Consider the following 24,386-nt stretch of genomic DNA (forward strand, 5'->3'; position numbering starts at 1 on the left):
CATCGGCTACCGCCGCTTGCGGGGTCTCTCAAACCCGCTTTTCCCGCAGGAGTCGAGCGAACGCTTCTCCAAATACTTAGAGAGGCCATTGATTTTTTTAAATGTACAAATGTTAATCGTCTCTTTAATTATTGCGAATCATGAACAAATCATCGCTGTGAAGAACATCACCACTTTTTTCAATCATAAGGAGGAACATCGTGAAGAATATCATCTTTTTAGTTATCACGTTAATTGCACTTATCGGATTGGCCGGCTGTTCCGGCAGTGAAGCAAGCCCATCAGATTCAGGGGCAGGTTCAGAACCTGTAGAAGGCGGAGAGTTGAACGTGGCGATCGGCGCAGATCCGAACACGCTCGACTGGATGTATACGGGAGAAAGTGCCGCACGTAAAATCGGCTGGCATATTTATGAAGGCTTGTTTGCCTTGAATCAGGATTTTGAAGCAGTGCCATTGCTTGCGGAAGATTATGAAGTGAGCGAAGACGGAAAGACTTACACCATCGCGTTGCGCGAAGGCGTGACGTTCCATAACGGGGAACCGGTAACGGCGGAAGATGCCAAAGCGTCCATTGAACGTTGGTTGAAAGTATCATCTGTCGGCAAGATCACCAATGACCATGTCGAGTCCGTGGAAGCAGACGGCTCGCAATTGACCATTCAATTGAACAAAGCCTACAGTTCTTTGCTTTCTGACTTGGCGGCCCCGAAATCGGCTGCAGTCGTCTTGCCGAAAGCAATCGCGGAAGCAGCCGGCGAAAAGCCGCTTGACCATGACCAGTACATCGGCACCGGGCCTTTCCAGTTTGATTCGTGGAAGCGCGGCGATGAGATCGTCCTTGCCAAATACGACGACTACGCATCCAGAACCGAGGAGACAAGCGGTTTGACGGGAGAGAAAAAAGCCTATGTGGATTCGGTTCATTTCAAGATCGTCAAAGACCCTCAAGTGGTGGTCAATGGCTTGAAAACCGGACTTTACGATTTCGGCGATGAAGTGCCGCTCGATTTGTACGAAGTGATCGACAGCACGCCGAATATCGAAGCAGGCACCGCTACTAACGGCTATACGGTGTTGACGCCGGATAAATCGGAAGCGCCTTTCGATGACTTGCAAGTACGTCAGGCACTGAACGCGGCACTCGATAAAGAAGCGATTGCCAAAGCGACATACGGCAACGAGGAATTTTACGAATTGGACGGCGCTTTGTTCACGCCGAACCAAACCGCCCTGTATTCCGAAGAAAACACGGACGGCTTCCTGTCCTACGATGTGGATGAAGCGAAACGCTTATTGGCAGAAAGCAGCTACGACGGCGAGCCGATCAAAATCATCTTCTCAAGCGATTCCAACGACTATAAGAAAATCGCCGAGATCGCTGAACAGCAGCTTGAAGCTGCCGGCTTTGCAGTCGAGTTGGAATCCTATGAATGGGCAACATACCTTGAGAAATGGGGAGAGGCTTCCAATTGGGATCTAGTGGTCGTCGGATGGTCCCCGTTCTTCTCGCCGAACCAGGCAGGCATGTTGAGCCAGGATTCGAACAGCAGCGGCTGGTACAACAGCGAGAACTGGCAGGAGCAAATCGCCCAGTGGGCACAAGCGGAATCCGAGGAAGAGCGGCAAAAGATCCTCGCCGGCTTGAACGAAACGCTCTACGAAGAATTGCCGTTTGAAAAAGTGACGAACATCTCGAACTTGAATGCGCGCACGACCGACCTAAACGATTATAGCGAATGGTACGGCCCGCGCTTCTGGAATACGTATAAAACCAATTAACGATTAGCCATCAAATAAATAACTAAGAGAAGAAAATCGTCAGGAACGATGCTGGCGATTTTCTTCCTTTTGTGGAAAAGGGGGAATAGGCAATGCTGAACTATACGATTCGCCGGCTGTTGTCGGTGATTCCCGTCATGCTGGTCGTCAGCGTCATCGTCTTTATGATCGTTCATCTGACGCCCGGCAATCCGGCGTTCCTCATTTTAGGGGAGGACAGTTCACCGGAAGCAATTGCTGATTTGGAGCGCGAACTGGGCTTGGACCAGGCGCTATATGTCCAATTTTTCAATTGGTTTTCGCAAGTCATCACGGGGGATCTCGGAACCTCGGTTTATTCTTCGCAATCGGTGACCTCGCTGATCGCTGAGAATTTCGGGCCGACTTTCAGCCTGATGGCGCTGTCGACGGTGATCTTGCTCGTCATTGCCATTCCGGTGGCCATCCTCATTGTCGCGTTACGCAAAACCGTCTTGGATCCGATCTTCACATCGGTGTCCTTGTTCGGCGTATCCGTCCCGGAATTTTGGCTCGCGACATTATTGGTGCTCGGCTTCGGCGTCGCGCTGCCGATCTTTCCGGTGGCCGGCTATGTGCCGTTTGCGGAAGGAGTGGATGCATGGCTACACCATATCCTCTTGCCATCGTTTGTGCTGGCCATTGTTGAAGTAGGCATCATCGCACGGATGCTGCGCGATAGCATGCTCGATTCGGTCAATCAGGACTATATCAAAACAGCGCGCGCGAAAGGCGTCAAGGAACGAGAGGTGTTGATGCGCCACGTGTTCGTCAATGCCTTGATTCCGACGACGACGGTGCTCGGCGCTACGGTAGCCGGCTTATTAGGGGGCACAGTCATCATCGAGACTTTGTTCACGATCCCGGGCATCGGCCAGCTCTTGGTCGATTCCATCCACCGCCGCGATTACCCGGTCGTCCAGGGCATTGTGCTGTTCATCGCCGGCATTTATGTGTTCGTCAATTTATTGGTGGATCTGCTGTACACATTTCTCGATCCGCGGATCCGTTATGATTGACCATTTGGAAGGAGACGAAACCGATGTTTACTAAGAAAACGAATTTGCTGGCGCTGGCCATGCTATTGATCGTCGCGCTTGCGGCGATCACCGCCAGTTCCTGGCTGCCTTTCTCACCGGCCGCGATTTCTCCGGAGCAGCGATTGACCGGCCCTTCAGCGGCACATTGGTTCGGCACGGATGATTTCGGGCGCGACATTTTCTCGCGGACCGTTGTCGCCGCCCGAGTGTCTTTGTCTGTCGGCGTCATCGTTGCGGTGCTGTCGACGGTGATCGGTACAGCGATCGGCTTGATCTCCGGCTATTTCCGCAAAGTGGATTTTGTGCTGATGCGAATCATCGACGGCTTTTTGGCGTTTCCGGCGCTCATCCTTGCGCTGGCGCTGGTCGCGGCACTTGGCGGCAGCATCACCAATATCATCATCGCTTTGACGCTGGCATTTTTCCCGGTCATGGCGAGAGTCGTCCGATCGGCGACGCTGCAAGTGAAAAACCAATCCTATATCGAAGCGGCCCAGACGACCGGAGCGAGCCATGCGGTGATTATCTTTAAATACATATTGCCGAATATCCTGTCACCGGTCATTGTCCAAAGCACCTTCATTTTCGCGAAAGCGATTTTAGCGGAAGCGGCGCTCAGCTTTCTCGGCGTGGGGGTCAACCCGTCAACGCCGACCTGGGGCAATATGCTGCAGGAAGCACAGATTTATGTGACCATCGCGCCTTGGTATTCCATTTTCCCGGGCCTTGCGATCGTCATCACCGTTCTGGCTTTGAACTTGCTCGGCGATGGGCTGAGAGACAGTTTTAATCCACACCAAGCGAAACGCAAGCGCAAAACGAAGCTTGCCTAAAGGAGGTATTCGAATGCTGCAAGTAGAAAATCTTCATGTTCATCTCGATACACCGGGCGGCCTCGTGAAAGCGGTCGACGGCGTGTCTTTCTCCATCCAAAAAGGAGAGACCATCGGCATCGTCGGGGAGTCGGGGAGCGGCAAAAGCGTGCTCGCCCATTCCTTGATGAAGCTCAACCCGGAACCGTCTGCACTGTATCCGCAAGGCACGATTCATTTTGAAGGCCAGCCGGTATTGGAAATGGGCAAGACGGAACTGAGAAAACTGAGGGGCAACGACATCGCGATGGTTTTTCAAGATCCAATGTCGAGTTTGAATCCCGTATCCAAAATCGGCAAGCAATTGATCGAAGCCATTCAAGCGCATCAAAAGCGGCCGAAACAACAAGCGCGTCAAAAAGCGATTGAGTTATTGGAAGACGTCGGCATTGCCGATGCCAAAGCGCGCATGAACAGCTATCCCCACCAATTTTCAGGTGGCATGCGCCAGCGTGTCTTGATCGCCATGGCGCTTGCTTCCAACCCGAAATTATTGATTGCCGATGAGCCGACAACGGCACTCGATGTCACGATACAGGCGCAAGTTTTGGATTTGCTGAAGGGCATCCAGGAAAAATACGGCACGGCCATTCTCGTCATCACCCACGATCTCGGCGTCGTGGCCCATTTGGCCGACCGCATCCTGGTCATGTATGCCGGGAAAATCGTCGAATCGGGAAGTGCTGAAGATATCTTCTATAGAACGTCGATGCCGTACACGTGGTCGCTATTGCGTTCGATTCCGGTCATCCGGGAAGGCGGGCCGGAGCGGCTCATCCCGATCGATGGGCAGCCGCCGAGTTTGATCGACCGGCCGGCGGGATGCGCGTTCGAACCGAGATGCCCGTTCGCACAGGAGGCATGCCGGCAAGTTGATCCGCCGCTCGAACAGCGCGAAGGCAATCATTCGGCAGCGTGCATTCTGTCACGCCACGAATTCGAACAACAGAAAAAGCAATTGGAAGGGGTGTTGGCAACATGAGCGCATTATTGGATATCAAAGGGCTGCATGTCCATTTCCCTGTCAAAAAAGGCTTGTGGCAGCGCGACAAAAGCTACGTCAAAGCGCTTAACGGCATCGACCTCCAAGTCCAAAAAGGCGAGACACTCGGCATCGTCGGCGAATCGGGCTGCGGGAAAAGCACACTCGCGAGAAGCATTGTCGGCCTGCAGCAACCGACAGCGGGCGAAATCCTGTTCCACGGAAAAGATTACGCAGAAGCCAGCGCCAAAGAACTTCATGACATGCGGCGCAATGTCCAGATGGTTTTCCAGGATCCCTATACCAGTTTGAATCCGCGCATGAAGATCGGGGACAGTATAGCGGCGCCGTTAAAAGCCTATAAAAAAACCGAGCGGCTGGAAACGAGGGTCAAGGAATTGCTCGAACTGGTCGGATTGAATCCGGATACGCATTACGATAAACTGCCGCATGAATTTTCAGGCGGCCAGCGGCAACGTGTCGGCATAGCGCGCGCCCTGGCACTGGAACCGGAACTGCTGATTTGCGATGAGCCGGTCAGTGCGCTGGATGTATCGGTGCAGGCCCAAGTCATTAATTTGCTTCAGGACCTGCAGAAGCAATTGGGCTTGACCTATGTTTTCATCGCGCATGATTTGTCCGTCATCAATCATTTGGCCGACCGCGTGGCGGTCATGTATTTAGGGAAAATGATGGAGAAATCGGAACGGGGCGCATTCCATACGAAAGTGCAGCATCCGTATACACAATCCTTGCTGTCGGCCGTGCCGGTACCCGATCCGCTGCTCGAACGCGGCAGGGAACGCATCGTGCTGAAAGGCGAGCTGCCGTCGCCGGCGAACCCGCCAAGCGGCTGCGTATTCCATACGAGATGCCCTATGGCCACCGAACGCTGCAAAAATGAAGTGCCGGCGCTCGAACCGAGAGGGCTCTCGGGCCAGGAAGTTGCCTGTTTTTATCCGCTTATTGAAACACAGCCGGCTGATGCGGCGAAAGATCCGTTATATGTATAGAAGAAAAGGCATCTTTCCCAGCGCAAATGCGCGGGAAAGATGCCTTTTTTTCGATGGAGATGCTAGCGTTCCTCGCAAAGTTCTACCTAACAAAGGTAGAAATATCTACTTAACAAAGGTGGAAACTTGCGACAAGCTTTTCAGTCATCCAATAAGCGCCCGTTGTCATGCCATTGCCCGTACATGTTGTTGGCGCGTGTGTTCTCAATGAATTTCTTCAGCCGTTTATCGAATATTTCGCGGTCATAGCTTTTATAGCCTTGGATATTATCGATCCGGATCCGGCGGTACAGTTCGGGGAAGGTTAAGAAGTTTTCATAGACTTGCGGGTCTTGTCTTAAAGTGGATTCAATTTCTTCGTCGATCGCAAAAGACTCCAGCCGCATATCAGGGAGGACGCGGCGCCCTTGTTCAGTCATCAAGCCCAGTTTCTCCAGCCTTCTGACACGTTCTTTGTTCAGTTCGGTCCAATTGCTCTTTTTCCGGCGCGGTGAAAACCGCTGGGCCAATCGATTATCGGCTGTCTTTTTCGTGATGCCGTCAATCCAGCCAAAGCATAAGGCTTCTTCCACCGCATCCAAATAAGGGATTCCTTCCGGCCGTTCTTTGGTCCTGATCAGCACCCAGCAACATTTCGCGGAAGATGCGTGTTCTTCCAGCCATTCCCTCAATTCCTGCCTAGAGCTTGCGCGAAGCAAATGATCGATTTCCATCCGGCACCACTCCTTTCTCAATTAGCTGTTCGCTTATCATTTCGGCCGTAATTTTCTTCCTTTCACCAAAATGGAAAAGGGTATTCAAAAGATATGCAGAAACATAGGGGATAGTCTTTTGTTCCATTGCAATCATCACATAGAAAGGAGGAAGAATCATGGTAAGGGAAGAACGAATCAGAAATGAGCGCGGGTTGAATCCATTTACTGACATCTGGCTGCGCACGCGTGAAACCGTCCGTTTCGTCATTGAACAAAAATCATTCAAGTTCATTATACTGCTGATTGTCCTCACGGGCTTTGCTTCCGGTTTGATCGGAATGATGAACGAACGCAGCTCCGATATGCCGCCATGGGCCGCCATACTGCAGGCATTGGTCACCGGGCCGATCGGCAGCGCTTTCGGCTATTTCCTGGGTGCTGCAGTTCTGGTGTTCGTCGGCCGATTGTTTAAAGGGACGGCGACGTATCAGGAAATGTTCAAGGCGCTGGTCACTGCCCAAATTCCGCAAATTTGGCTGTTGCCGCTGCTGATCATCTGGGTGCTGGCCTCACCCGAAACGTTCCTGGCTGACCGGACCGACGTGGAAGGCAACCCGATTGTCGTCATCATGTCCATCGTCATGGCGGTCGTTTCCATCTGGACATTCATTATCGTTTGCAAGGCGGTAGGCGAAGCGCACCGGGTGTCGTCCTGGAAAGGGTTTTTTATCGTCGTGCTGCCGGGGATCGTCATCACGATCATCGTTTTGATTATCGTCTTTGTGTTGTTCGCTTCATTCTTCAGGGAGTTTTTCTGAAGTGAAGAAAATTAAAATATATTAATAGGAAGAAATTCGGGCAACTCTTTCTGTGTTGAACCATGCAGAAAAGATTTGCCCTTATTTTCGTTCATATTGCTGTTCACCCGGCCTCTAGTTTAGTATAATTCTAATGTAAGAATCATTATATGCAATTAGCAAGGCCCGGCAACACGCGTGCTGGTAGAAGGTTACCTTTTTCATTATCAATTAGGAGGTTTTTACAAGATGGATAACAACGAACAAAAGCGTCATACAGCTGCATCCGATGCACAATGCCCATTTACGGGCGCCGGCGGGCAACAGCCGACTAGCCAAACGGGCGGACACCAAGACAGCGCCATCACGACTTCGAACAAGCCAGGCAAAACGCAAAATAAAGACTGGTGGCCGAATATGTTGAATGTCAATATTCTGCATCAGCATGACACGAAATCGAACCCTCTGGGGATAGAATTTGATTATCAAGCGGAATTCGAGAAATTGGATTACGATGCATTGAAACAAGACCTTAGCGATTTGATGACCAATAGCCAGGAATGGTGGCCAGCGGATTATGGCCATTACGGCGGATTGTTCATCCGCATGTCTTGGCATGCGGCAGGTACTTACCGTACAACGGATGGCCGTGGAGGCGGTTCTACCGGCAACCAGCGTTTCGCGCCGCTTAACAGCTGGCCGGATAACGTCAACTTGGACAAAGCGCGCCGTTTGCTTTGGCCGATCAAGAAAAAATACGGAAACAAAATCTCTTGGGCTGACTTGCTCGTCTTGACAGGCAACGTGGCACTCGAATCGATGGGCTTCAAAACTTTCGGATTCGGTGCAGGCCGTGAAGATATCTGGGCGCCTGAAGAAGACGTCTATTGGGGCAATGAAAAAGAATGGCTCGCGGATAACCGCTATTCCGGCGACCGCGAACTGGAAAACCCGCTCGCTGCCGTTCAAATGGGCTTGATCTACGTGAACCCGGAAGGCCCGAATGGCAAACCGGATCCGCTTGCCAGTGCAGTGGATATCCGTGAGACGTTCGCGCGCATGGGCATGAACGACGAAGAAACCGTTGCCTTGATCGCAGGCGGCCACACATTCGGTAAAGCGCACGGCGCTGGAGACCCTTCCAACGTAAGCGACGATCCGGAAGCGGCAGTCATGGAAAACATGGGGCTTGGCTGGAAGAGTTCATACGGCTCTGGAAAAGGCCGCGACACGATTTCAAGCGGTATCGAAGGCGCATGGACTGCTCACCCGACCCAATGGGACAATGGCTATTACGAGCAATTGTTAGGCTATGAGTGGGAATTGACGAAATCTCCTGCCGGCGCTTACCAATGGACAGCAGTAGACCTCTCTGAAGAACAAATGGCACCAGACGCAGAAGATTCGTCCATCAAAGTGAAAACGATGATGACAACTGCCGATATGGCGCTTCGCGTAGATCCGGAATACGAAAAAATTTCCCGCCGTTTCTACGAAAACATGGATGAATTCCAAGATGCGTTCGCGCGTGCATGGTTCAAGCTTCTTCACCGTGACATGGGCCCGAAAGTCCGCTACTGGGGACCAGAAGTGCCAGCAGAAGAGTTGATCTGGCAAGACCCGGTACCGGCAGCGCCAGGAACCTTGAAAGACAAAGAAGTGGCTGAACTGAAAGCGAAAATCCTGGAAAGCGGCGTCAACCCGCAGCAGCTCGTCAAAGCAGCTTGGGCTTCTGCCAGCACATTCCGCGGTTCTGACAAGCGCGGCGGCGCAAACGGTGCGCGCATCCGCTTTGCACCACAGCGCAGCTGGGATGCCAACGAACCGGAAGAGTTGGAAAAAGTGCTTTACTTCTATGAGCATTTGAAAGCAGAAACAGGCGATAAAGTGAGCATCGCCGACTTGATCGTCCTCGGCGGCAACGCAGCGATCGAACAAGCGGTCAAAGCAGCCGGTTTTGATATCGAAGTGCCATTCACGCAAGGCCGCGGAGACGCGCTTGAAGAGCAAACCGATGCTGAAAGCTTTAAAGTGCTTGAGCCGCTATCTGACGGTTTCAGAAACTACCATAAGAAAGAATATGCAACAAGCCCGGAAGAAATGCTGTTGGATAAAGCGCAATTGCTTGGCCTGACAGCTCCGGAAATGACCGTTCTTGTCGGCGGCATGCGCGCACTTGGCGCAAACCACGAAGGTTCTACAGCAGGCGTCTTCACTGATAAGGTTGGCGTCTTGACCAACGACTTCTTCACGAAGCTATTGGATATGGACATCGAATGGGCACCGGTCGAGTTCAATAAATACGAAGGCAAAAACCGTGCAACTGGCGAATCCGCTGGCACTGCAACGCGCATCGACCTCGTATTCGGCTCGAACTCCATCTTGCGTGCGATTTCCGAAGTCTACGCACAAGACGACAACAAAGAAAAATTCGTCCATGACTTCATCAAAGCATGGAACAAGGTGATGAATGCCGATCGTTACGATCTGCAGAAATAAACAAGATACTGACTGGCCAGCATTTAGCTGGCCGGTTTTTTTGTGGACTCACATCAACTGGAAATAAGAGAATTCAGAAAAATGTAATTTCTTGTTGTATTTAGTGATAAACTGGAATAAGAGCCATCATCCAAGAGTACGTTTTATCGACCCCAGATGCGTTGCAGCCACTGGATTCAGATCAAAAACGGTAAGGAGAGAGTTAGATTGCCAAAAAGAAAAAGCTTTTATAAAAGAAGTTTGAGTGTTGGAATTCTCGGTTCGGCCTTATTGATAGCAGGGTGTGGAACGGCAGATACCATCGCTGAACAGCCAGCAGAAAGTGAACAAGCGGATGTTGAAACAACGACGGCATCGGGTGGGTCCGGAGAAACGGAACAACCGGAAGAAGAAGCAGAAGAAACTAAAGTAACAGAAGAAGAGGAAACGCAAGAGACAGAAGAAAATGCACAAGAGGCGGAGACTGCTGCTAGTGATGAAGAGGGGCAAGCGGTGCCTGAAGACCAGCGGGGCATCACCATGCCGCTACCGCTTGGCACGCCGCTGGCCGATTTGATTGCCCATTACGGAGAACCGACTTATGACGATTACTTCCTCGGGAGCCGGCTCGTCATGTTTAAAGAAAAAGACGGTTATTTCCTGGATGACGACAATATTGCTAAAGGTTTTCTCGTCGGCAATCCTGACGTCTCGGTCTTCGATACCCGCGTCGGCATGACGTTTGAAGAAGTCGATGAGATTCTTGGGGCAAAAGGAGAGGTAGGGTACGACCGGTCGGAAACACAGTACTATCTCAATATCCATTACGTCGAGAATTACAAAATCACGTATTCTGCTGAAACGGAAGACGGCCCGGTGGTCGATATAGTTATAATAAGGAACAAATAATGGCTGAAGCCAATGCCCAAGTGTTCAAGTAAGGGCGATACTGCACGCACCCTGAACAGCAAGCGAGGAATGTGGATGATCCATTTTAAAGAAGTCGACCGCCATAATTTTGCCGATGTAATCGGCTTGAAAGTGGCAGAACACCAAAAGTCATTTGTGGCGCCGAATGTCTATTCCTTGGCACAGGCAAAAGCGTACCCGGAATGTGTCTGTTCAGCCGTTTACCACGACGATGAACTCGTCGGGTTCACTATGTATTGCCTGGACCAGGATGACCAGGAATATTGGATTTATCGCTTGATGATCGATGAAAAGCATCAATCAAAAGGCTACGGAAAGTTGGTGATGAAACGGCTCATCGCCGAGCTTCAACAAGACCGTGAACATCACATGATTTACTTGAGTTTTGAGCCGGCCAATAAAGGGGCAAAGAAATTATACGAACAGCTGGGCTTTATGGCAGACGGCCGCATCATCGAAGGGGAAATCGTCTACAAACTGACTTATTGAAAAAACTCCCGCTGCGTCTTTTGATGCAGCGGGAGTTTTGTTGTGAAAAGGAGAAAGGCTGGAAACGGCTGGAGTGGCATCTGGCAAATGAATCTTTTCCAAAAGCTGTCCGTAAATAAAGGAAATCAAAGCCAAATAGCCAACTTCATATACAAGAGTATCTGCAGTGAGTAAGAAGTGGAGGCGGAGAGAAATGGAAAATTCTGAAGAACAATTGACTAAAAGCCAACGGGACGAGTTGCTCGAAACCTTGAAAAAGCGCTTTGAACAAAACGAGCAACGCCACGAAAAGATGGGGTGGGACAATATCCTGTTAAAGCTGAACGAAAATCAGAAGAGCTTGGTGATTTTGCAACGGATGGAGGAAACAGGCGGCGAACCGGATGTCATTGGCTATGAAGCGGAAACCGGCATGTTCTTGTTTTGCGATTGCTCGAAGGAAAGCCCTGCAGGACGCAGAAGCCTTTGTTATGACCGGGCGGCGCTTGAATCGCGTAAAAAGAACAAGCCCGAAAGCTCGGCAGTGGATAAGGCAAAGGAGATCGGCATTGAATTATTGACAGAAGACCAGTACAGGATGCTTCAGACCTTGGGGGAGTTTGATTTGAAGACTTCAAGTTGGCTCGAGACCCCGCAGGAAATTCGGGAGCGAGGCGGGGCGATTTTTGGCGATTGCAGGTACGGGCAGGTTTTTGTTTACCATAACGGCGCGGATTCCTATTACGCCGCAAGGGGGTTCAGGGGGATCTTGAAAGTATAAGCAGTAAAGATGTTCCACGTGGAACGAAAAGAACGACTTCACAGTGAAGGGCATCAAAACAGCAATAACCAGAAAGGGAGTTAGTATGAGGCAATTTTATATCAAACAAAAAGTGTTCAGCTTGAGCGAGAAGTTCACGGTGAAAGACGAACAAGAACAGGATCAGTATTTTGTGGAAGGCAGTTTTTTGAAAATCCCGAAGACCTTTTCAATTCTGGACGCAGGAAATCAGGAAATCGGCGTGATCACGAAAAAGACCTTTAGTTTCTTGCCGACTTTCTTCGTAGAAGTGGACGGGCAGGAAGCGGTCATGATCAAGAAAGAGTTCACTTTTCTAAAGCCTCGCTACGCCATTGAAGCGGAAGGCATCGATGTGCAAGGGAATTGGTGGGAAATGAATTTTGACATCCTTCAGCACGGACAAGTTATCGGCTCAGTAAGCAAGCAATGGCTCAGCTGGGGAGACACGTATCAAGTAGACATCTTGGATGAAACGAAAGAGCATCTCATCATTTCACTCGTCGTTGCAATCGATTGCGTAAAAGCCGATCAAGCTGCAGCTGCTTCTGCTGGTGGATAAGAAAGCAATGCGGATAAACCTAAAATAACCTGAAACACTCACTGCATAAGTGGGTGTTTTTTATGGAAGTGAATAAGATTCTGAAAAAATAGATTTGAAAATTAATTCCAATAACTTTATACTTGGAGCTATCTTCCTTTCTCTAAAACTTTACTGTGCTAGAGAAAGAGAGCGAAAAGGAGGCGGAAGCCGGTTGGAAAAGAAAGTTCGTCAATTATTTTATTTTTTCATCGCATTCGGGATCGTCGTTTTGGCTGGATGTTCGAGCGACAACACGGAAAATGAGGGCGGTGCTGCCTCTGAAGACGAGAAAAGCGGCGGGACCTTGGTTTATGGGCGCGGCGCCGATTCGGTCAGCCTGGACCCGATCAATGTGACAGACGGCGAATCGATCCGGGTCACGCACAATATATACGAAACACTTCTGGAATACGACCATAATTTGGAGCTTCAGCCGAAACTGGCGACGGAATACAACTCAAGCGAAGATGGCCTGACTTGGACATTTCAGCTGCGAGAAGGCGTGAAGTTCCATGACGGCACCGATTTTAACGCAGACGCCGTCGTCTTTAACTTCGAGCGTTGGATGGACCCTGAAAACCCGTACCACGAAGGGGATTTTCCTTATTATCCGTTCTTGTACGGCGGGTTTAAAGGAGACGAAAACCACTTGATCGAATCGGTGACAGCGACAGATGATTACGAACTGGAAATCGTGTTGAAGCGGAAAACGGCGCCGTTCCTCAGCTATTTGGCGATTTCCATGTTCGGGATTGCCAGCCCTGCAGCGATTGAACAGCACGGGGCGGGCATCGGAGAGAACCCGGTCGGCACAGGGCCGTTCAAATTCGAGGAATGGAACCGCAACAACACCATCACGCTGTCCAAAAACGAAGAGTATTGGATGGACGGAAAGCCTTATCTCGACCAAGTCATTTATCAAGTCATTCCCGAAAACTCTGCACGCTTGAATGCCTTGCAGACAGGGGAAATCGACATTGTGGACGGGATGAACGCGAGCGATACGACGATTGCGGAAGACACGGACGGCATTGAGTTGATCAAACGCCCAAGTTTCAATATCGGTTATATGGCGTTCAATATGGAAAAAGAGCCATTTGATGATCCTTTGGTGCGCAAGGCCATCAATATGGCGATCAATAAAGAAGAAATCGTCGATGCCTTTTATAACGGACTGGCAGACCCGGCAACAAGCCCGCTGCCGCCGTCTCTCTGGAGCCATGACGAGTCACTGGAAAAATACGATTACAATGTAGAAGAAGCGAAGAAGCTATTGGCGGAAGCCGGCTATGAAGACGGCTTTACAACGGAATTGCACACAATGAGCAATCCCCGCCCTTATTTGCCGGAACCGATGAAAATTGCGGAAGCGATCCAATCGGACTTGGCAGAAATCGGCATCACGGCAGAAATCGTATCGTCTGAATGGGCGACTTATTTGGAAGACACGAAGAGCGGCAAGCACAGCATGGCGATGTACGGCTGGACTGGGGTCATGGCCGACCCGGACAATTTTCTCTACCCGAACCTGAGCAAAACGAACGCCGAAGTGCCTGCACAAAACATCGCATTCTATAAGAGCGACGAATTCACGTCATTGATTACGGAAGCGCGTGAAACGATCGACCCGGACAAGCGGACGGAGCTGTACCAGGAAGCCCAGCAATTGTTCCAGGAAGACGCCCCGTGGGTGATGCTCGCTTATACGACGCCGCCGTTGGCACAGAGCGATTACGTGGAAGATTACAATCCGCATCCAATGAGCAATGATTTAATGACCGATGTATATTTATCAAACTAAGCAGCTGGAGTTGAACCGTTTTGTATAAAGTATTGAAGGAGTTATGTGGATTGGTGGGGCCAAGCGGCTTCGAACAAGATGTACAACGCTATATCAAGACTGAAATAGAAAATAAAGTGGCGAAGTGTGAGGTGGACCCGCTCGGCAACATCATCGCGACCATTCCGGCGACGGATGCTTCCTTGCCGTCGATTCTGCTTGCCGCGCATTCGGATGAGATCGGCTTTATCGTGAAAAAGGTCGAAGCGAATGGCACGCTGCGCTTCGAACAGCTCGGTGGCTTCGACAACCGCACCTTGCTGGCCCAGCCGGTGACGATCAAAGGCGATGATGGCTATATCCAGGGAGTCATCGGGACGCTCGCTGTCCATTACGTGAAATGGGACGACCCGAAGCGCATCGCTTCGCACCGGGAACTGTACATCGATATCGGGGCGGCTTCGCCTGAAGAAGTCGCGCAAATGGGCGTCAGGGTCGGCCAGCCGGTGAGTTACGGAAGCGAATTGAAGCTGATCGGCGATGCCAGGCAAAACCGCGTCGTCGGAAAAGCCTTGGATGACCGGGCGGGCTGTGCCGTATTGCTGGAGTTGATCGAGCAATTTCATCAACAAGCCGGTTTGAAGCATGGCGATATCCATTTCGCTTTCACTGTACAGGAAGAGGTCGGGCTTCGCGGCGCATCGGTGTTGAGCGCGAACCTGCAGCCGGATTTCGCTTTGGCAATCGATACGACGCCGACGAGCGACACAAATGACGTGCTTATGACCGGAACCCGAAAACTGGGCGGCGGACCGTGCATCAAGATTACGGATAAATCCCTGATTTCGCACCCTTTGGTAACGGGGCTATTGGAGAAAGTGGCCGCCAATCAAGCGATTCCGTATCAACAGGAAATCTTTATGGGCATCGGCACAGATGCCGGGGTGATCCACATGACTTATAAAGGCGTCTCATCCGGTGTCGTCTCGATTCCGTCCCGTTATACGCATACGCCGATTGAAATTGTGGATTTGAAGGATTTGGAGCATACCGTGGATTTGGTGAAACACTTTATTTTGTCGTCGAATGAATTAAACGGAAAAACTTTCTTGGATACCTAATAAGATTCCCAAAACGCTTTTTTGCTTGCGAACCCAATGGGGGAAGCGAGGAGAAAGGCGTTTTTTCTTTGTGAGGATTTACGCTTTTCAAGCGGGGTTTCCTTAAATTCCAGAAAATTGAAACTTACCTCTAGTTAATTCGTATTATAAACAAAGGAGATGGTCGGAATGCGGAAAGGAGCAAGCAAATGGAAGCTGGCACTGGCGGTTTTGGCCGTGCTCGCGGCTTTGTTCACTATAGGCGGATGTATGGCGGCGGAAGCGGACGATCCGAAAATGGAGACAATCGAGCGGGTATTGGAGCTGCAATTCAACGGGCCGGACGAAGAGTTTCTGGAGACGATGTGGAATCCCGCGAACAAACAAATCGTGGACGGCGTCGAAGTGAATGAGGCATTTGAGCAGCAAGTGGACGATAAATACGGAGCTTACTTCACCGACAGTGAATTGGATCAGTTCATGCGGGTATTCGGCACTTACTTTCCAGGATTGGCTGATATTTACGGGTATGAGCTGCGTTTGGAAGACGTAGACATCGAGCTGAGCGAGACGGTGGCGAACCGCTATTTATTTACAGCAGAAGTCGCGTTTCAGAAAAAAGGCGGAAAAGAGCAGCATGCTGAAGTGGGAGGCGTCGTGTTATTTTCGACCGCTCAAGAAGGCAAGATCGGCAAGTTCACTTATACGGACGACCAAGGCTTATCGGAGCGCTTAAAACAATAACGATCGAGGGGGGAGGGATGATCATGTTCAGTGAACCACCGAAATGCCAAGTGTGCGGCAAGGAAATCGAAGGCGGCGAACCGGTGCATATCCAGATGCGCTACCCGAAGCGCAAAGGGTTCACGGAAATCAAAGCGTATTTAAAAACGGAGGCCCAGTTTACGTGCGATGTGTGCGCCAAAAGCAAAAAATAACGAAAGCCCCCGTCCGAACGGCTTCCGGGGGGTAGTGGAAGGCCGTTCGGACGGGGGCTTTCAAATGGCTTAACTTTCGGCAAGGAATCCTTCTTCAAAGATGCCAAGCAGATGATCCAGGGTGATCGGGTCGCTATACGTCGAAGCTTTCGTATTGATTTCAATGACGTGCTCTTCACTTACGGCAGGGATATTGTTCCACACATCGGTTTCAATGAATGAGTTGTCGACATCCGGATTTTTGCTGAGTACGACATAATCCCCTGCAAAGTCAGGCAATACTTCGAGCGAGAAGGTGTGAACGCCCGCTTCAAGAGCCAATTCCTCGACTTTTTCCGGCATGTTCAAGCCCATTTCCTGATAGAGGATCTCGGTGCCGCGTGCGTAATTGTCGCCAAATACATAGAATTCCTTATTGCCGCTTTCGATGACTGAAACAGTAGCGTCTTCGCCAATTTTGGCACGGATTTCTTCACCGGCAGCTTGTGCGCGGCTTTGGAAATCAGCGACCCAATCTGTCGCTTCTTGTTCTTTATTGAGCAATTTGCCGATTTCGACTTGCTGCTCCAAATAGTCGAGTTTGCCCCACGTAAAGGCAACGGTCGGTGCGATTTCGCTCATCTTGTCGAGATTTTTCATATGGGTGCCTGCGATGATGAGGTCCGGGTCCAATTCGATGATTTTTTCCAGATTGTCTTCCGTGACGATTTCGACACCGGACAGCATATCTTCAAAAAGCGGGTTGGCATTGGTCCATTCGTCAATGCCGACGATATTGCCTTCAAGCGCCAACACATTCGGCCCGTTTGTCAAGGCGATGATGCGCTGAGGGTCTGTCGGCACTTCGACAGCACCTGTTTCCGATTCGTATGTAAATGTTTCCGCCGCTGCGTCTTGTTCTGCAGCGCCTGTCTCTTCAGACGATTCGGCAGAGCCGCAAGCTGCAAGTACAGCCAATAGCAGTAAAAGCATGAACAATAATCCTGATTTTTTCAAGTTCTTCTTCTCCTTTTTCGAGAACGATCAATCAATAATGATAATCATTTTCAATTAGATTCTTGTTTCATCCTACTTCTCTGCTCGTGTATTGTCAATAAACTTGTGGAAGAGAATTTCACCAAGCTTGTTGTTTTCTGCCATCTTGTGCAACTTTGAAAACTTTTGAAGGAAGTGGTTCGAATGAATGTTGAATTGACGCGGTTTCGCGTGAAAAAAGGAAAGTCGGAAGTGGTGGACGAATGGCTGAAGTTCCTGAACGATCATATGGAAGATGTTCTCGCGACGTTGGAAGGCGAGAACATGTACGTTGAGACGATTTTCCGGGAAACGCTGGACGGGGCCGAGTATTTGTATTGGTACTCTGTGCAAGGGGAAGGCGGGCAGGCGGTGGAAACCTCGACGCATTGGATCGACGAAAAGCACATGGCGTACTGGCAGGAATGCATCGATCCAGACTTCCAAGCAGCCGATTTATCGGTCGAAGCGGTCATGATTCCCAGCCATATCCGGAACCAGATGAAGTAATAAAGATAAGAGCGGGCTGAAGCAGTAGCCCCGCTCTTTTTTTTATGAAAAATAACATCAAGCCCAAATCGTGCTTGCGCAATAAAAAACAAAGGTATATGATGTAAATCGTAACATTTACTCTTTGCACTTAATTCATATTGTCGATTCCCGTTATCTGGAGCTCTAAATTACATAGAACATCTAGCCACTGCGAAGGAGGCTAAAAATTTTTTCGGTTTTATAAATCGTAATAATTACTTTTTAAAGGGTTGCTTCGGTCAATTAATGCAAGAAATGTTTATACGCTCTGCTAGTTTTACCAACATGATTCAAAAAGGAGAAGATCTTATGAAGAAACTGTTAATTCTATTCGCTGCATTAGCCGCTATGGTGCTAGTATTGTCCGCCTGTTCCGATTCATCAGCGGAGGGCGGGGGTGATGCCGCCAAAGAAGTGAATCTATTGTTCAATTTTGCGACCAATTCACTCGACCCCCATGTTGACACAAGCTATGTGCCGGTGCGGGCGGGAATAGCCGAGACTTTGGTTTATTTGAACGACGAAACTTTGGAGATCGAACCGTGGCTGGCAAAGAGCTGGTCAAGTGAGGATGGCCAGACGTGGACATTCCAGCTGCGCGAAGATGTGAAGTTCCAAAACGGCAAGCCGATGGACGGCGAAGCGGTGAAAGCGTCCTTGGAACGCGCCATGGCCGATAATATCGCCATTGCAAATGCACTGCGCATCGAGTCGATCGCAGTCGACGATGCGGAATTGACCATCAAAACGACGATGCCGTTCCCGGAATTCCCTTCTGAATTGGTGCATCCGAACACCTCGATCATCGATGTCAGTGAAACTGATTTTATCAACAAACCCGTCGGCACCGGGCCGTTTGCGGTCGCTTCGTTCACGCCGGGTACGGCAGTAGACTTGGTGCGCTTCGACGACTATTGGGACGGCGCTGCGAAACTGGAGAGAGCACGATTTTCATTTAACGAAGACGCCAATGCCCGTTCGCTTGCACTCGAATCAAAAGGCGCGGACATCGTGTTCCGCCCGGAAGTGGAAACGGTCGAACAGCTAGAAGCAATCGACGGTGTGACGGTCGAGTCGACTTCGACATTCCGCGTCCATCAGATGACGATGAACTTGCAGCGCGAGTCCTTGCAAGATGTGCATGTCCGCCAAGCGATCGATGCATTGATCGACCGGGACATGATCGCCGAAACGATTTTAAGCGGCCATGCGGAAGTGGCGACAGGGCCGTTTCCGTCTTCTTTCTCCTTTGCCCCGGACTATCCTGAAAAGCAGCGGGGGATCGATGAAGCGCGCAAACTGTTGGAACAGGCAGGCTATACGGAGCAGGACGGCGTGATGCAAAAAGACGGTGAGCCATTGACGTGGACGCTGTTGACGTATAGCGCACGCGCCGATTTGCCCTTGATTGCCCAAGTGTTCCAATCAGATGCGGGGCAGCTCGGCATTGACGTAGTGATTGAACAAATTGAAATCCCGGAAGAGCATATGGTCGCCAACCGCGACTGGGATTTGGCGACTTACAGCAACTTAACCGCACCACGCGGGGATGCGGGCTATTACTTGAACGCTACCTATCACCCGGAAGGCGCCCTCAATTTCAGCGGGGCAGATGACGACAAGCTGACGGCGATGATCGATGAATTGAACCAGGTCGTCGGTCAAGAGCAACGGTCGGATATCGCAGAAGAAATCGCCAGCTACGTCGACGAGCAGATGTACAACTCATTTGTGCTGCATCCGAATACGCTCGTGGCCTATAATTCCGGCAAGGTGAAAAATTGGACGACGACAAGAAGCGAATACTATATGCTGACGAACGAATTGGATGTGGAGTAAGTGATTCGCATCCTTGCACGCCGCTTAGCTGAAGTGGCGATCTTTCTCTTATTGATTACGTTCGTCAGTTTCCTATTCGCACGGATGGCACCGGGAGACCCGGTGCTGTCGATTCTGCGTGTCGATGACTTATCGGTATCGGCCGAGCAAGTGGAACAATTGCGCGAAGACATGGGGTTCAACGAGCCATTGCTCGTCCAGTACGGCGAGTGGTTGGCAGATTTTGCCCGCCTGGATTTCGGAAATTCCTATATTTCCAACCAGCCTGTCATGGACATGTTGCGTGGCGGCGTTCCGGCAACATTGGAATTGACGCTCGGCGGGCTGTTCGTCATGGTGCTGGTCGCCTTGCCGCTCGGTTCACTCGCCGCACTTTACAGAGGCAGGTGGATCGACCAAGTGAGCCGCGGCTTGTCGCTGCTCGGTGCGGCCGTTCCAAGTTTCTGGCTGGGCCTTATATTGATCGATCTGCTCGGCGTCCGCTTAGGATGGCTGCCGACAATGGGGAGGGACGGCTTGCATTCTGCCGTCCTTCCTTCCGTTACGTTAGGGCTCGCGATTTCGAGTGTTTATGTGCGCTTATTGCGCTCGAGCTTGATTGATTCTTTGAATCAGGAAAATATTCGGGCGGCGCGTGCCCGCGGGATTTCAGAACCGCGGATTTTCTTCAGCCACGTGCTGCGTGCGAGCTTGCCGCCGGTCATCACCGTATTCGGCGTCAGCTTGGGCAGTTTAATCGGCGGCGTCGTTGTCATTGAAGTGATTTTCGCCTATCCCGGTATCGGCAAGATGGTCGTCGACGCGATCCGCGGCAGGGATTATCCGATGATCCAGGGCTATATTTTCGTCATGGCTATTCTGGTATTTGTCATCAATAGCATCGTTGATCTGTCGTATCGTTATTTAAATCCGGAACTGCGCTTAAAAGGAAAGGGGAGAGTGTGATGAAAAGCGGGCTTACTATAAATAAAACATGTGCCACCAAGGTCTTTTTATCGACTTTCCTGATTCTGATCGCTTCGATTGCGGCTTATACCTTTCTAATATTGAAGCACGATCCGTCATTCGTGGATTTGAATGAGCGCCTGCTTCCGATGAGCTGGCAGCATCCGTTTGGCACCGATCATCTGGGCCGCGATATGCTGACGCGCATCCTGCTCGGCTTTCAATTGACAGTCGGCTATGGCTTTTTGGCGCTTCTGTTAGCCGTTGCGATCGGAGTGCCGATGGGTGTCATTGCAGGATTCAAGGGCGGGCTCATCGATCGCCTGCTGATGAGGGTGGCAGATGCGTTTTTGGCATTTCCGGATACGGTCGTTGCGATTGTGCTGAGCGGTTTGCTCGGTGCAGGCATCGAGAATCTATTGTTGGCGATCATTTTGGTCAAATGGGTGAATTACGCGCGCCTTGCCCGCAGCACAGTCGTCACGGAACGGCAGAAAGATTACATCACCATGGCCAAAATCAACGGCTTGAGCGAATGGCGCATCATGTTGAAGCATTTGTTTCCCCATCTGATCGGCCATATTTTGGTGCTTGCGAGCCTGGACTTGGGGAAAATCATTTTATTGATTTCTTCCTTGTCGTATATCGGGCTCGGCGCACAGCCGCCGGCGCCGGAATGGGGCGCGATGCTCAACGAAGCACGTCCTTATTTCCAGACGGTCCCGGCCTTGATGATCTATCCCGGTCTCGCCATCGTGACGGTCGTCTTGTTTTCCAATCTGCTTGGCGATTATTTGCGCGATAAATTTGACGTGAAAAAGGAAGTGGCAGAATGACTTTGCTTTCTGTACAAAATTTAACAGTCCAGGCCGGAGAAGCCCCGCTCGTTAGTAACATTTCCTTCGATGTCCAAAAAGGCGAATGGCTTGCAATCATCGGGCAAAGCGGCAGCGGCAAAAGCGTCACCGCCTCGGCAATCGGCCGTTTGCTCGCACCGAATTTGAAAGCCCAGGGCAAAGCGCTTTATAATGGAAAAGATATCCTGCAGTTGGGTGCAAAAGAAATGCGCCGCTTGCGGGGCACTTCCATTTCCTATATCTTTCAGGACTATCAAGGTTCTTTTACGCCGTTTCATACAATCGGCCGCCATTTTGATGAGTTTTTGAAAGCCCATTTCAAACTGTCGAAAGCACGGCGCAGGGAAATGGCGGAACAGGCGCTCGAGTCGGTAGGATTGCAGCCGGAGATGTATACGCGCTACCCGTTCCAATTGAGCGGCGGCCAGCTGCAGCGCAGTTCGATTGCCTTGGCGCTGCTGACAAAGCCGGACCTCGTCATTGCAGACGAACCGACAGCGGCACTCGATAGCATTTCGGCCTTTAAAGTGCTTCGTTTGCTTGCGGATCTGCAGCAGGAAACCGGCTGTGCGATGCTCTTCATCACCCACGATCTGCGGCATGTGCGAAAACATGCCGACCAAATTATCGTGATAAAAGAAGGGGCAGTCGTCGAGAAAGGTGACAAGCAAAGCGTTCTGGACCAGCCGCAGCATCCCTATACCCGAGCGCTGATGGAAGCGTCGCCCAGCTTGTCCGCGGCATCCCAGCTATTGAAGGGAGATGACACCGCATGCCTTTATTGCAATTGAACAATGTCCAAAAATCCTACCAGCCGGGAATCCCGGTGCTAAAAGACATCAACTTTACGCTCGGCCGAAAAGAATGCGTTGGGATTGTCGGCGAGAGCGGATGCGGGAAAAGCACCTTGGCCCGCTGCATTTTGCAGTTGGAGCGTCTTGACCAAGGGGAGATTTTGTTTGAAGGCACGCCATTGCAGGATAAAGGCGAACGGGAAATCCGCCCGTACCGGCGTCACCTGCAAACCGTCATGCAAAATCCGGCTTCTTCGCTGAACCCGAAGTTGAAGATCCGCCATTCATTGATGGAGCCGTTTCGCCAGTACGGCGCGCAAGTCTCTTTGACCCACTTCCGGCATGGCACTGAAGAAAGTATGGCGCGCCAATTGATGGAAGCGGTGGAACTTTCGCCGGACTTGTTATCGCGTTACCCTCATGAACTGAGCGGCGGCCAGAAGCAACGCATCTCGATTGCGCGCGCCATCAGCCTGGAGCCCGCGCTTGTGGTGCTGGATGAACCGACGTCGAGTTTGGATGTCCTGACGCAAATGTCGATCTTGAAGCTGCTCGATCATCTCCGCGATGCATTGGACTTATCGTATTTATTCATTTCCCATGACCTGCTGGCCATTCAGGCATTGAGCCAGAAAATACTGGTCATGAAAGAAGGGCAAATCGTCGATCGTTTCGACAAAGAGGGTTTGTTCGCAGATGAACGCCATCCTTATACACAACAATTGGTTTCGTTATTCGACCGAACAGGAGTGCACCATGAATCATAAAAAATACTTGGCGCTTGCCTTGCCTTTAACCTTTTCCACCGTGACGACGCCTTTGCTCGGGGCCGTGGATACCGCGGTCGTCGGGCAGCTGCCGCACCCCGCTTACCTTGGGGGCGTCGCGATCGGGACCGTGGTCTTCAATACGATGTACTGGCTGTTCGGCTTTTTGCGCGTCAGCACCTCAGGTTTTGCCGCACAAGCACTCGGTGCGCAGGATGAGCTGCAGGAAACGCTGTCGTTTATTCGGCCGTTTTTCATCGCGCTATTAATCGGGCTCGTTTTCCTGATTCTCCAAAATCCGATCGCGGCAGCTGCGATGGCCTTGCTCAATCCGGCACAGGACGTAGAAGCCTTGGCGCTGGATTATTTCCATATCCGCGTATGGGGCGTGCCGGTGACGTTCATCAATTACGTCATTCTCGGCTGGCTGATGGGCATGTCGCGCATCCGCCTCGCGGTGACGATCCAAATCGCCATGAACTTATTGAACATCGCGCTCGATTTGCTGTTCGTGACAGGTTTTGCCTGGGGCGTCACTGGGGTCGCCTCTGCCACCTTGATCGCCGAAGTGAGCGCCATGGTTCTGGGCATTTATTTTCTCGTGAAACGGACGCAATTCACGCTGAAGCTATTGCCGCTCCAGCAGATTTTCGAAGCCGCGGCTTTGAAAAAGATGATCGCCGTCAACCAGGATCTGTTTATCCGGACCGTGTGCCTGCTCGCTGTTTTCAATATCTTTACATACAAAAGTGCGTCATTCGGCACCGAGACATTGGCTGCCAATGCCGTGCTGATCCAAATCCATTATTTGATGGCTTATTTTTTCGACGGCTTCTCGAATGCCTCGAGCATTTTATCCGGCAAGGCGGCCGGGTCGAGAGATGAAGGCTTGTATAAACGGACGCTCGCTTTGGCCAGCCAATGGGCGCTGATCACGGCGCTGTTTTTGACTGCTGTGTATTGGCTGTTCAGTGGCCCGGTTATCCGCCTGTTTACCGGAATCCCGGAAGTCATCACCATTGCATCCGATTACAGCATGTGGCTATTGCTGTTTCCGATTTCCACAAGCATCGGCATCATTTTCTACGGCATTTTCACGGGAGCCACCGAGACAGCGCCTGTCCGGAAGTCGATGCTGATGGCGCTGATGCTGTTTTTGGCCGTCTATTTTCTCGCCGTCCCCCTGTTCGGCAACCACGGCTTATGGCTCGCGTTCATTGCGTTTAGTGCGGGTCGTTCATTATTCCTTTCCATGTATATTCCGAAGTTGAACCGGCATTTTTCGGCTTGATTTTTATTTCAATAAGTTCCTATCTTCATATTTCCTCAATTGTTTTAAAAGGATAGGATGAGAAATTGGGAATT

The 24,386-nt window shown here is 50.9% G+C and carries 24 protein-coding genes; 22 read left to right on the forward strand and 2 right to left on the reverse strand.

The genetic code is table 11. The annotated features are described in order from the left end of the window. Nucleotides 1-200: 200 nt before the first annotated feature. The 5 genes from AB9R92_RS09225 to AB9R92_RS09245 all read left to right on the forward strand — a co-directional run bounded on the left by AB9R92_RS09225 (nt 201) and on the right by AB9R92_RS09245 (nt 5,706). Nucleotides 201-1,781 carry an ABC transporter substrate-binding protein gene (locus AB9R92_RS09225; protein WP_370669167.1) on the forward strand — a complete coding sequence of 527 codons (1,581 nt, stop codon included), beginning with the start codon at nt 201-203 and terminating at the stop codon, nt 1,779-1,781. A 92-nt stretch (nt 1,782-1,873) separates the two neighbouring features. Continuing rightward, on the forward strand, nt 1,874-2,818 hold the full coding sequence (locus tag AB9R92_RS09230; RefSeq protein ID WP_370669168.1) for an ABC transporter permease: 945 nt from the start codon (nt 1,874-1,876) through the stop codon (nt 2,816-2,818). A 23-nt stretch (nt 2,819-2,841) separates the two neighbouring features. Then, nucleotides 2,842-3,672 (forward strand): ABC transporter permease, encoded by an 831-nt coding sequence (locus tag AB9R92_RS09235; RefSeq protein ID WP_370669169.1) that lies wholly within the window; start codon nt 2,842-2,844, stop codon nt 3,670-3,672. A 13-nt stretch (nt 3,673-3,685) separates the two neighbouring features. Continuing rightward, a complete protein-coding gene (locus tag AB9R92_RS09240; protein WP_370669170.1) occupies nt 3,686-4,693 on the forward strand; it encodes an ABC transporter ATP-binding protein in 1,008 nt (335 codons plus the stop codon). Next, complete coding sequence (locus AB9R92_RS09245) at nt 4,690-5,706, forward strand: ABC transporter ATP-binding protein (RefSeq protein WP_370669171.1); 1,017 nt, start codon at nt 4,690-4,692, stop codon at nt 5,704-5,706. The genes AB9R92_RS09240 and AB9R92_RS09245 overlap by 4 nt, the downstream gene beginning before the upstream one ends. Nucleotides 5,707-5,846: 140 nt before the next feature. Here the strand turns inward: AB9R92_RS09245 and AB9R92_RS09250 are convergent, their stop codons facing one another. Beyond that, entirely contained in the window at nt 5,847-6,419 is a 573-nt protein-coding gene (locus tag AB9R92_RS09250; protein ID WP_370669172.1) for a YdeI/OmpD-associated family protein, read from the reverse strand. 158 nt (nt 6,420-6,577) lie between these two features. Here AB9R92_RS09250 and AB9R92_RS09255 point away from each other — a divergent pair, with 158 nt between their 5' ends. From AB9R92_RS09255 to AB9R92_RS09300, 10 genes are all read left to right on the forward strand, one after another. Continuing rightward, on the forward strand, nt 6,578-7,219 hold the full coding sequence (locus tag AB9R92_RS09255; RefSeq protein ID WP_370669173.1) for a Yip1 family protein: 642 nt from the start codon (nt 6,578-6,580) through the stop codon (nt 7,217-7,219). Nucleotides 7,220-7,447: 228 nt separating this feature from the next. Beyond that, complete coding sequence (gene katG / locus AB9R92_RS09260; RefSeq protein ID WP_370669174.1) at nt 7,448-9,697, forward strand: catalase/peroxidase HPI; 2,250 nt, start codon at nt 7,448-7,450, stop codon at nt 9,695-9,697. A 207-nt stretch (nt 9,698-9,904) separates the two neighbouring features. Beyond that, nucleotides 9,905-10,585: a hypothetical protein gene (locus AB9R92_RS09265; RefSeq protein ID WP_370669175.1), complete on the forward strand. Its 681-nt coding sequence runs from the start codon at nt 9,905-9,907 to the stop codon at nt 10,583-10,585. Between the two features lie 75 nt (nt 10,586-10,660). Further along, nucleotides 10,661-11,095: a GNAT family N-acetyltransferase gene (locus AB9R92_RS09270; protein WP_370669176.1), complete on the forward strand. Its 435-nt coding sequence runs from the start codon at nt 10,661-10,663 to the stop codon at nt 11,093-11,095. 193 nt (nt 11,096-11,288) lie between these two features. After that, entirely contained in the window at nt 11,289-11,855 is a 567-nt protein-coding gene (locus AB9R92_RS09275) for a DUF4256 domain-containing protein (RefSeq protein WP_370669177.1), read from the forward strand. Nucleotides 11,856-11,940: 85 nt separating this feature from the next. Beyond that, the gene (locus tag AB9R92_RS09280; RefSeq protein ID WP_370669178.1) at nt 11,941-12,435 is read left to right on the forward strand and encodes an LURP-one-related/scramblase family protein; all 495 of its coding nucleotides are present in this window, start codon (nt 11,941-11,943) and stop codon (nt 12,433-12,435) included. Nucleotides 12,436-12,628: 193 nt separating this feature from the next. Beyond that, on the forward strand, nt 12,629-14,257 hold the full coding sequence (locus AB9R92_RS09285) for an ABC transporter substrate-binding protein (protein ID WP_370669179.1): 1,629 nt from the start codon (nt 12,629-12,631) through the stop codon (nt 14,255-14,257). Nucleotides 14,258-14,277: 20 nt separating this feature from the next. Next, the gene (locus tag AB9R92_RS09290; protein ID WP_370669180.1) at nt 14,278-15,357 is read left to right on the forward strand and encodes a M42 family metallopeptidase; all 1,080 of its coding nucleotides are present in this window, start codon (nt 14,278-14,280) and stop codon (nt 15,355-15,357) included. 168 nt (nt 15,358-15,525) lie between these two features. Further along, nucleotides 15,526-16,080, forward strand: coding sequence for a hypothetical protein (locus AB9R92_RS09295; protein WP_370669181.1), 555 nt, complete (start codon nt 15,526-15,528; stop codon nt 16,078-16,080). 23 nt (nt 16,081-16,103) lie between these two features. Continuing rightward, the gene (locus tag AB9R92_RS09300; protein ID WP_370669182.1) at nt 16,104-16,274 is read left to right on the forward strand and encodes a Fe3+ hydroxamate ABC transporter substrate-binding protein; all 171 of its coding nucleotides are present in this window, start codon (nt 16,104-16,106) and stop codon (nt 16,272-16,274) included. Nucleotides 16,275-16,343: 69 nt separating this feature from the next. Here AB9R92_RS09300 and AB9R92_RS09305 read toward each other — a convergent pair whose 3' ends face one another. Then, nucleotides 16,344-17,270: an iron-hydroxamate ABC transporter substrate-binding protein gene (locus AB9R92_RS09305; RefSeq protein WP_370669183.1), complete on the reverse strand. Its 927-nt coding sequence runs from the start codon at nt 17,268-17,270 to the stop codon at nt 16,344-16,346. Between the two features lie 183 nt (nt 17,271-17,453). On the opposite strand from AB9R92_RS09305, the gene AB9R92_RS09310 reads away from it, so the two are divergent. The 7 genes from AB9R92_RS09310 (at nt 17,454) to AB9R92_RS09340 (ending at nt 24,312) form a co-directional block, all read left to right on the forward strand. Further along, the gene (locus AB9R92_RS09310) at nt 17,454-17,798 is read left to right on the forward strand and encodes a DUF6176 family protein (protein ID WP_370669184.1); all 345 of its coding nucleotides are present in this window, start codon (nt 17,454-17,456) and stop codon (nt 17,796-17,798) included. Between the two features lie 330 nt (nt 17,799-18,128). Further along, nucleotides 18,129-19,658 carry a nickel ABC transporter substrate-binding protein gene (gene nikA, locus AB9R92_RS09315; RefSeq protein ID WP_370669185.1) on the forward strand — a complete coding sequence of 510 codons (1,530 nt, stop codon included), beginning with the start codon at nt 18,129-18,131 and terminating at the stop codon, nt 19,656-19,658. Beyond that, nucleotides 19,659-20,603 (forward strand): nickel ABC transporter permease, encoded by a 945-nt coding sequence (gene nikB / locus AB9R92_RS09320; RefSeq protein ID WP_370669186.1) that lies wholly within the window; start codon nt 19,659-19,661, stop codon nt 20,601-20,603. Then, entirely contained in the window at nt 20,603-21,439 is an 837-nt protein-coding gene (gene nikC / locus AB9R92_RS09325) for a nickel transporter permease (RefSeq protein ID WP_370669187.1), read from the forward strand. Before nikB ends, nikC begins: the two co-directional genes overlap by 1 nt. Continuing rightward, nucleotides 21,436-22,251, forward strand: a complete 816-nt coding sequence (locus AB9R92_RS09330) for an ABC transporter ATP-binding protein (RefSeq protein WP_370669188.1) — start codon at nt 21,436-21,438, stop codon at nt 22,249-22,251. Before nikC ends, AB9R92_RS09330 begins: the two co-directional genes overlap by 4 nt. After that, the gene (locus tag AB9R92_RS09335) at nt 22,233-23,021 is read left to right on the forward strand and encodes an ABC transporter ATP-binding protein (RefSeq protein WP_370669189.1); all 789 of its coding nucleotides are present in this window, start codon (nt 22,233-22,235) and stop codon (nt 23,019-23,021) included. Before AB9R92_RS09330 ends, AB9R92_RS09335 begins: the two co-directional genes overlap by 19 nt. Beyond that, complete coding sequence (locus tag AB9R92_RS09340; protein WP_370669190.1) at nt 23,011-24,312, forward strand: MATE family efflux transporter; 1,302 nt, start codon at nt 23,011-23,013, stop codon at nt 24,310-24,312. The genes AB9R92_RS09335 and AB9R92_RS09340 overlap by 11 nt, the downstream gene beginning before the upstream one ends. The last annotated feature ends 74 nt before the right edge of the window (nt 24,313-24,386 follow it).

Source organism: Planococcus sp. SSTMD024 (genome assembly GCF_041320495.1).
Classification (GTDB): domain Bacteria; phylum Bacillota; class Bacilli; order Bacillales_A; family Planococcaceae; genus Planococcus.